This window comes from Paenisporosarcina sp. TG20 (assembly GCF_000286315.1).
In the GTDB taxonomy this organism is placed as follows: domain Bacteria; phylum Bacillota; class Bacilli; order Bacillales_A; family Planococcaceae; genus Paenisporosarcina.
On sequence record NZ_ALJG01000332.1, the window covers coordinates 21401 to 27722 of the forward strand.

At 39.3% G+C, this 6322-nt stretch carries 6 protein-coding genes; all 6 read left to right on the top strand.

From position 1 onward, the window contains the following. Positions 1-196 precede the first annotated feature (196 nt). The 6 genes from fsa to B371_RS0114330 all read left to right on the top strand — a co-directional run bounded on the left by fsa (position 197) and on the right by B371_RS0114330 (position 6156). A complete protein-coding gene (gene fsa, locus B371_RS0114300) occupies positions 197-847 on the top strand; it encodes a fructose-6-phosphate aldolase (RefSeq protein ID WP_019414994.1) in 651 nt (216 codons plus the stop codon). 32 nt (positions 848-879) lie between these two features. Continuing rightward, positions 880-2169: a UDP-N-acetylglucosamine 1-carboxyvinyltransferase gene (locus tag B371_RS0114305; protein ID WP_019414995.1), complete on the top strand. Its 1290-nt coding sequence runs from the start codon at positions 880-882 to the stop codon at positions 2167-2169. A 91-nt stretch (positions 2170-2260) separates the two neighbouring features. Beyond that, positions 2261-3229 carry a class II fructose-bisphosphatase gene (gene glpX, locus B371_RS0114310; protein WP_019414996.1) on the top strand — a complete coding sequence of 323 codons (969 nt, stop codon included), beginning with the start codon at positions 2261-2263 and terminating at the stop codon, positions 3227-3229. Between the two features lie 125 nt (positions 3230-3354). Continuing rightward, the gene (rho, locus tag B371_RS0114315; RefSeq protein ID WP_019414997.1) at positions 3355-4638 is read left to right on the top strand and encodes a transcription termination factor Rho; all 1284 of its coding nucleotides are present in this window, start codon (positions 3355-3357) and stop codon (positions 4636-4638) included. A 177-nt stretch (positions 4639-4815) separates the two neighbouring features. Beyond that, the gene (gene rpmE / locus B371_RS0114320) at positions 4816-5031 is read left to right on the top strand and encodes a 50S ribosomal protein L31 (protein WP_019414998.1); all 216 of its coding nucleotides are present in this window, start codon (positions 4816-4818) and stop codon (positions 5029-5031) included. Positions 5032-5520: 489 nt separating this feature from the next. Continuing rightward, a complete protein-coding gene (locus tag B371_RS0114330; protein WP_019415000.1) occupies positions 5521-6156 on the top strand; it encodes a thymidine kinase in 636 nt (211 codons plus the stop codon). The last annotated feature ends 166 nt before the right edge of the window (positions 6157-6322 follow it).

Sequence of the window (6322 nt, forward strand, 5' to 3'; positions counted from 1 at the left end):
TACCAATTAATGTACAAGAGTCGTGCCGTCATGTCACAAACGTCTCAGGACTGACCCACTTCTTATGGACTCGAGGTGGAGATACGGGTTGGTTAGGATGTCGAAATTTTTTTGAAGACAAATTGAGAGAATTAGGAGAAACGTCCATTTAAAAATAATGAGGCCTTCTCCTCTTTTCCATATGGAGGAAAATGTTATGAAATTTTTTATTGATACAGCAAATTTTGAAGAAATTAAAGAAGCGCATGCATGGGGCATAATTTCTGGAGTAACAACAAATCCCTCGCTTGTTGCTAAAGAAAACATTTCATTCCATGATCGTTTACGTGAAATCACAGCACTAGTTGATGGTTCAGTTAGTGCAGAAGTCATCGCTTTAGATGCTGAGGGAATGATAAGAGAAGGTCGGGAGTTAGCAGAAATAGCTCCAAACATCACAGTAAAGTTACCGATGACACCTGATGGTTTAGCTGCGTGTTCTGTTTTTTCAAAAGAGGGTATTAAAACAAATATCACATTAATTTTCAGTGCAAACCAAGCACTTCTAGCAGCACGTGCTGGTGCAACATATGTTTCACCATTTGTTGGTCGTTTAGACGACATTGGTCATAACGGGATGGATTTAGTTAGTACGATTGCTCAAATTTTTGAAATACACAATATTGATACAGAAATCATTGCTGCATCAATACGTCATCCTCAACATGTAACAGACGCGGCACTGCACGGTGCACATATCGGAACAATGCCGATTACCGTTTTAAAGCAAATGTTTAAACATCCTTTAACTGACAAAGGAATTGATGCATTTTTAGCGGATTGGAATAACCGAAAAAGTGCACAATAAGTTTATTCTTGAATCGATTGTAGGTGAAATAGTTGGAAGTATATAAAATTAATGGACAAAAACGTTTGCAAGGAACTATTAAAGTAAGTGGTGCAAAAAACAGTGCTGTAGCATTAATTCCAGCATCTATTTTGGCCGACTCAACTGTCACGATTGAAGGTTTGCCTGAAATCTTGGATGTCTGGTCACTAAAAGAATTACTTGAAGAAATCGGTGGGGACGTATCTTTTGATAAAGGGATAATGACCATTGATCCATCTAAAATGCAAGATATGCCATTACCAAATGGCAATGTAAAAAAATTACGCGCATCTTACTATTTAATGGGCGCAATGCTTGGTCGTTTTAAAACAGCAGTTATTGGTTTACCTGGCGGCTGTTTCTTAGGACCACGTCCGATTGATCAACATATAAAAGGCTTTGAAGCACTTGGTGCAAAAGTAACAAATGAACATGGAGCCATTTATTTACGTGCTGAAGAATTGAAAGGCGCGAAAATTTATTTAGACGTTGCTAGTGTTGGTGCAACGATAAATATTATGCTTGCTGCAGTGAAGGCAAAAGGGCAAACCATAATTGAAAACGCTGCAAAAGAACCTGAAATTATTGATGTTGCAACATTACTAAACAATATGGGTGCAAAAATTAAAGGTGCTGGAACTAACGTCATTCGTATTGATGGCGTTGATGAACTTCACGGCACGAACCATACGATTATTCCAGATCGGATAGAAGCGGGTACATTTATGATAATGGCCGCTGTAGCTGGAGATGGAATTACCATTGATAATGTCATCCCGTTTCATGTTGAAGCATTAACTGCAAAACTTCGCGAAATGGGAGTGAAAGTGGAAGAAGACGAAGAAAGTATATTCATTCCTAAATCTGAGAACTTGCAGGCTGTGGATGTTAAAACTTTAGTATATCCAGGTTTTCCTACCGATTTACAACAACCATTCTCAATCTTAATGACTCAAGCAAATGGTTCTTCTGTTATTACTGACACGATATATTCAGCACGCTTCAAACATATTGATGAGTTGAAACGTATGAATGCAAGTGCTCGAGTAGAAGGACGTACTGCTATTATTTCAGGTCCGACGGAATTGGAATCCACCTCTGTACGTGCGTCAGACTTACGAGCTGGTGCAGCACTTGTTCTTGCGGGATTAATTGCTGAAGGTGAAACAGAAATCCATGACATATATCATATTGAACGTGGCTACAGCTCATTGATTGATAAATTACGTGGGCTAGGTGCAGACATAAGAAAAGAAATCAGTATTGATAAAACGTTTATTTCTAAAGAAGAAGATATTTAAAAAAATAATTTGACCACTAATTACGTGTGGTATAATGGCTAATGGAAGAATGACCTAAATAATTGACCGTATAACGGGAGGAACACACTTAATGGAACGCAGTTTATCAATGGAGTTAGTGCGTGTAACGGAAGCAGCAGCAATTGCTTCGGCACGGTGGATGGGCCGAGGCTTAAAAAATGAAGCAGATGAAGCAGCAACAACAGCTATGCGTAACGTTTTTAACTCAATCCCAATGCAGGGCGTAGTCGTAATCGGCGAAGGAGAAATGGACGAAGCGCCAATGCTTTATATTGGTGAAGAATTAGGACTAGGTAGTGGTGGACCGTCTGTTGATATTGCAGTGGATCCATTAGAAGGCACAAGTATTGTCGCTTCAGGCGGTTGGAATGCATTAGCAGTACTTGCAATTGCAGACCGTGGAAACCTACTTAACGCGCCAGATATGTACATGGATAAATTAGCAGTTGGTCCAGAATCAAGAGGTAAAGTTGATATTAATGCTTCTGTCACTGATAACTTACTAGCAGTTGCACGTGCGAAAAATAAAGATATTGAAGACGTTGTAGCAACAATATTAAACAGACCACGTCACCAAAAGATTATTGATGAGATTCGAAGATCGGGTGCTAGGATCAAATTGATTGATGATGGGGACGTCGCAGCAGCACTCAACACAGCCTTTGATGAAACAGGCGTAGATATACTATTCGGACTTGGCGGCGCTCCTGAAGGCGTTATAGCTGCAGTCGGACTAAAATGTTTAGGTGGCGAAATTCAAGGTAAACTAGTTCCTCAAAATGATCAAGAATTACAACGTTGTATTCGTATGGGACTAGATGTAAACCGAGTTTTCCTTATGGATGACCTTGTCAAAGGTGACGATGCAATCTTTGCAGCTACGGGTGTAACTGATGGAGAGCTACTACGTGGTGTCCAATTCAAAGGAACTTATGCAGAATCACATTCATTAGTCATGCGTGCAAAATCAGGAACAGTTCGATTCATAGAAGGTCGTCACAGCTTGAAGAAAAAACCTCATCTTATGATGGAAGACTAAAACTTCAAAAATATGTGCCTGATCACACCTCGGTCAGGCATCTTCTACTAAACCAATTTCTAAAAAACAATCCAACCTTTCAAATTAAAAACCAATAAAAAAATGTAAAAGAGTGGTGCCATCTTATGTCAACCTTAAAAATTGCTGAATTAGATAGTATGACGTTGAAAGAACTGTATGCACTTGCACGCGAGTTCAAAATTTCTTACTACAGCAAATTGTCGAAAAAAGAACTTATTTTTTCGATTTTAAAAACACGAGCAGAACAAGAAGGCTTTTTCTTCATGGAAGGGGTCTTAGAAATTATTCAGTCTGAAGGATTTGGATTCTTACGCCCCATCAACTATTCTCCAAGTTCAGAAGATATCTATATATCCGCGTCGCAAATTCGTCGTTTCGATTTGAGAAACGGAGACAAAGTAACCGGCAAAGTCCGTCCTCCAAAAGAGAACGAACGTTATTATGGCTTATTACAAGTGGAATTAGTGAATGGTGAAGATCCGGACATGGCAAAAGAACGCGTCCATTTCCCTGGCTTAACCCCGTTATATCCAGATCGCCACATGCAATTAGAAACAGCTCAGCATAACTTATCAACACGTATCATGGATCTAATAGCACCTGTAGGATTTGGTCAACGAGGACTTATCGTTGCACCACCAAAAGCAGGAAAGACGATGTTGTTAAAAGAGATTGCAAATTCAATCACTACAAATTATCCAGATACTGAACTTATTGTTCTATTAATAGATGAACGTCCTGAAGAAGTAACAGATATTGAACGCTCAGTAAAGGCGGATGTTGTAAGCTCAACGTTTGACGAAGTACCTGAGAATCATGTTAAAGTAGCAGAACTTGTATTAGATCGTGCTATGAGATTAGTAGAACATAAAAGAGATGTAATTATATTAATGGACTCGATTACACGCTTAGCTCGTGCTTATAACTTAGTTATTCCTCCTAGTGGCCGTACATTATCAGGTGGTATTGACCCTGCTGCTTTTCATCGACCTAAACGATTCTTCGGTGCTGCACGAAACATTGAAGAAGGTGGTAGTTTAACTATTTTGGCTACAGCTTTAGTAGATACAGGTTCTCGTATGGATGAAGTTATTTATGAAGAGTTTAAAGGGACAGGCAACTTAGAGTTACATCTAGATCGTAATTTAGCTGAGCGCCGTATTTTCCCTGCAATCGACATTCGTAGGTCTGGGACACGTAAAGAAGAGTTGCTTCTCCCGGCTAATCAGTTAGACAAGTTGTGGGCAATTCGTAAAACGTTTTCAGATTCGCATGATTTTGGGGAACGTTTCTTGAAAAAAATTAGTCAATCAAAATCTAATGAAGAGTTTTTTGATAAATTAAATACAGATATGAAGGCACAGCGTAATGGTAAAGGATTAATATAGTTAATGAACTGATATTTAAATGAAACGCTTGATTTTGTATGTGATTTTTGATATACTATTAAACGGTAGAATTAAACATACTCTATTACATATGCGGCTGAATTAAACGGGTCGTATAAGGTAATAGTAAAATAACCAACTCTGTTCCAGATGGTTCAGGGCGAGAGGAGATTTAAGATGAAACCAGGAATTCATCCCGACCATAAATTAGCTAAAGTTTCATGTTCATGTGGTAACTCATTTGAAACAGGTTCAGTAAAAGAAGACATCAAAGTTGAGTTTTGCTCAGAATGTCATCCATTCTATACTGGCAAACAGAAATTCGCATCAGCGGATGGACGTGTTGATCGTTTCAACAAAAAGTACGGTCTTAAAGAAGACATAGCAGAATAGTTATCTAATAGCCGCTTAGAGCTTAGCTCAAAGCGGCTATTTTCTTGTTGGACTATCGTCTAGCAAAGGGCTGCCTGCAATGAATCGGATCGCTATTGAAAAGAAGTGTTTAGCAAGAGTGGAAGTCCGAGGTGCGACCCACAATTTGAAAAACAATTTTGTCTCTGCATCGGATAGAATTGTTCTGCTAGCGATTAGTTGGCTGCGCACTTTAATGAAAATGCCTCCATGGAATCAGGCGTAGCCACAAATTGGAGGGTATTTGTGACTACGTCTGCCGGCCGTTTAATTTTTCTTTTCATCACGATAACCCTTCACTGCCCGTCACAGAAACGAGGCAGTTGGCTCGCCAAACGGCTCCAATCTATCAATTGGATTTGTAATTTTACTTATCCGCCATATCACATCTGCTCACAAAAAAATAGATAGGAAATCAATTTCTTTTTTGGGTATGATAGTGCATAGAGAGTTTTGAAAGGAGTGACTTGCATGTATGTCATGTCACAATCTGGATGGATTGAATTGATTTGCGGAAGTATGTTTTCCGGAAAATCAGAAGAATTAATTCGTCGTGTGCGCCGCGCGCAATTTGCTAAACAAAAAATTGCCGTGTTTAAACCACATATAGATAATCGATATAGTGAAGAAGAAGTAGTGAGTCATAATGGGACGAAATTAATAGCAAGACCAATCAAACGTGCAAAAGATATTTGGTCATTTATCTCAGATGAATATGATGTTATTGCAATTGATGAAGCACAGTTTTTTGATGAAGGCATTATTGAAGTCGTTCAGAGTCTCGCAAATCATGGATTCCGTGTAATTGTTGCGGGTCTTGATCAAGATTTCCGAGGAGAACCATTTGGACCAATGCCAACTATATTGACCATAGCTGAACTAGTGACGAAATTACAAGCAGTTTGCCAAGTATGCGGTTCACCAGCAAGCCGGACGCAGCGACTAATCAATGGACAACCAGCTGGCTATGAAGATCCAATTATTTTAATTGGTGCAACTGAAGCTTACGAACCGCGTTGTCGTCATCATCACGAAGTGCCAGCGGGCGTCACTCATCAAACTTCATTAGAATATACAGACGTAAAAGGATCGAAAACTACGATTTGATTAAGTGTGGGTTAAGAGTCAATTTCATAATAAAAAATCTAGTAATAAAATACGAACAAAGTTGATTTTCGCTCCATGCGGACGCTTTCCGAGGGGCCCGCGAAGACGTTGACTCGCGTAGTGGCGTTATTAGCCTTCGTTCCATTTCGTTCCTGCGGGGCTTTCA

Coding starts and splice junctions, on each gene's coding strand:
- rpmE (WP_019414998.1), top strand. CDS start 4,816: ATGAAACCAGGAATTCATCCCGACCATAAATTAGCTAAAGTTTCATGT.
- rho (WP_019414997.1), top strand. CDS start 3,355: ATGTCAACCTTAAAAATTGCTGAATTAGATAGTATGACGTTGAAAGAA.
- fsa (WP_019414994.1), top strand. CDS start 197: ATGAAATTTTTTATTGATACAGCAAATTTTGAAGAAATTAAAGAAGCG.
- B371_RS0114330 (WP_019415000.1), top strand. CDS start 5,521: ATGTATGTCATGTCACAATCTGGATGGATTGAATTGATTTGCGGAAGT.
- glpX (WP_019414996.1), top strand. CDS start 2,261: ATGGAACGCAGTTTATCAATGGAGTTAGTGCGTGTAACGGAAGCAGCA.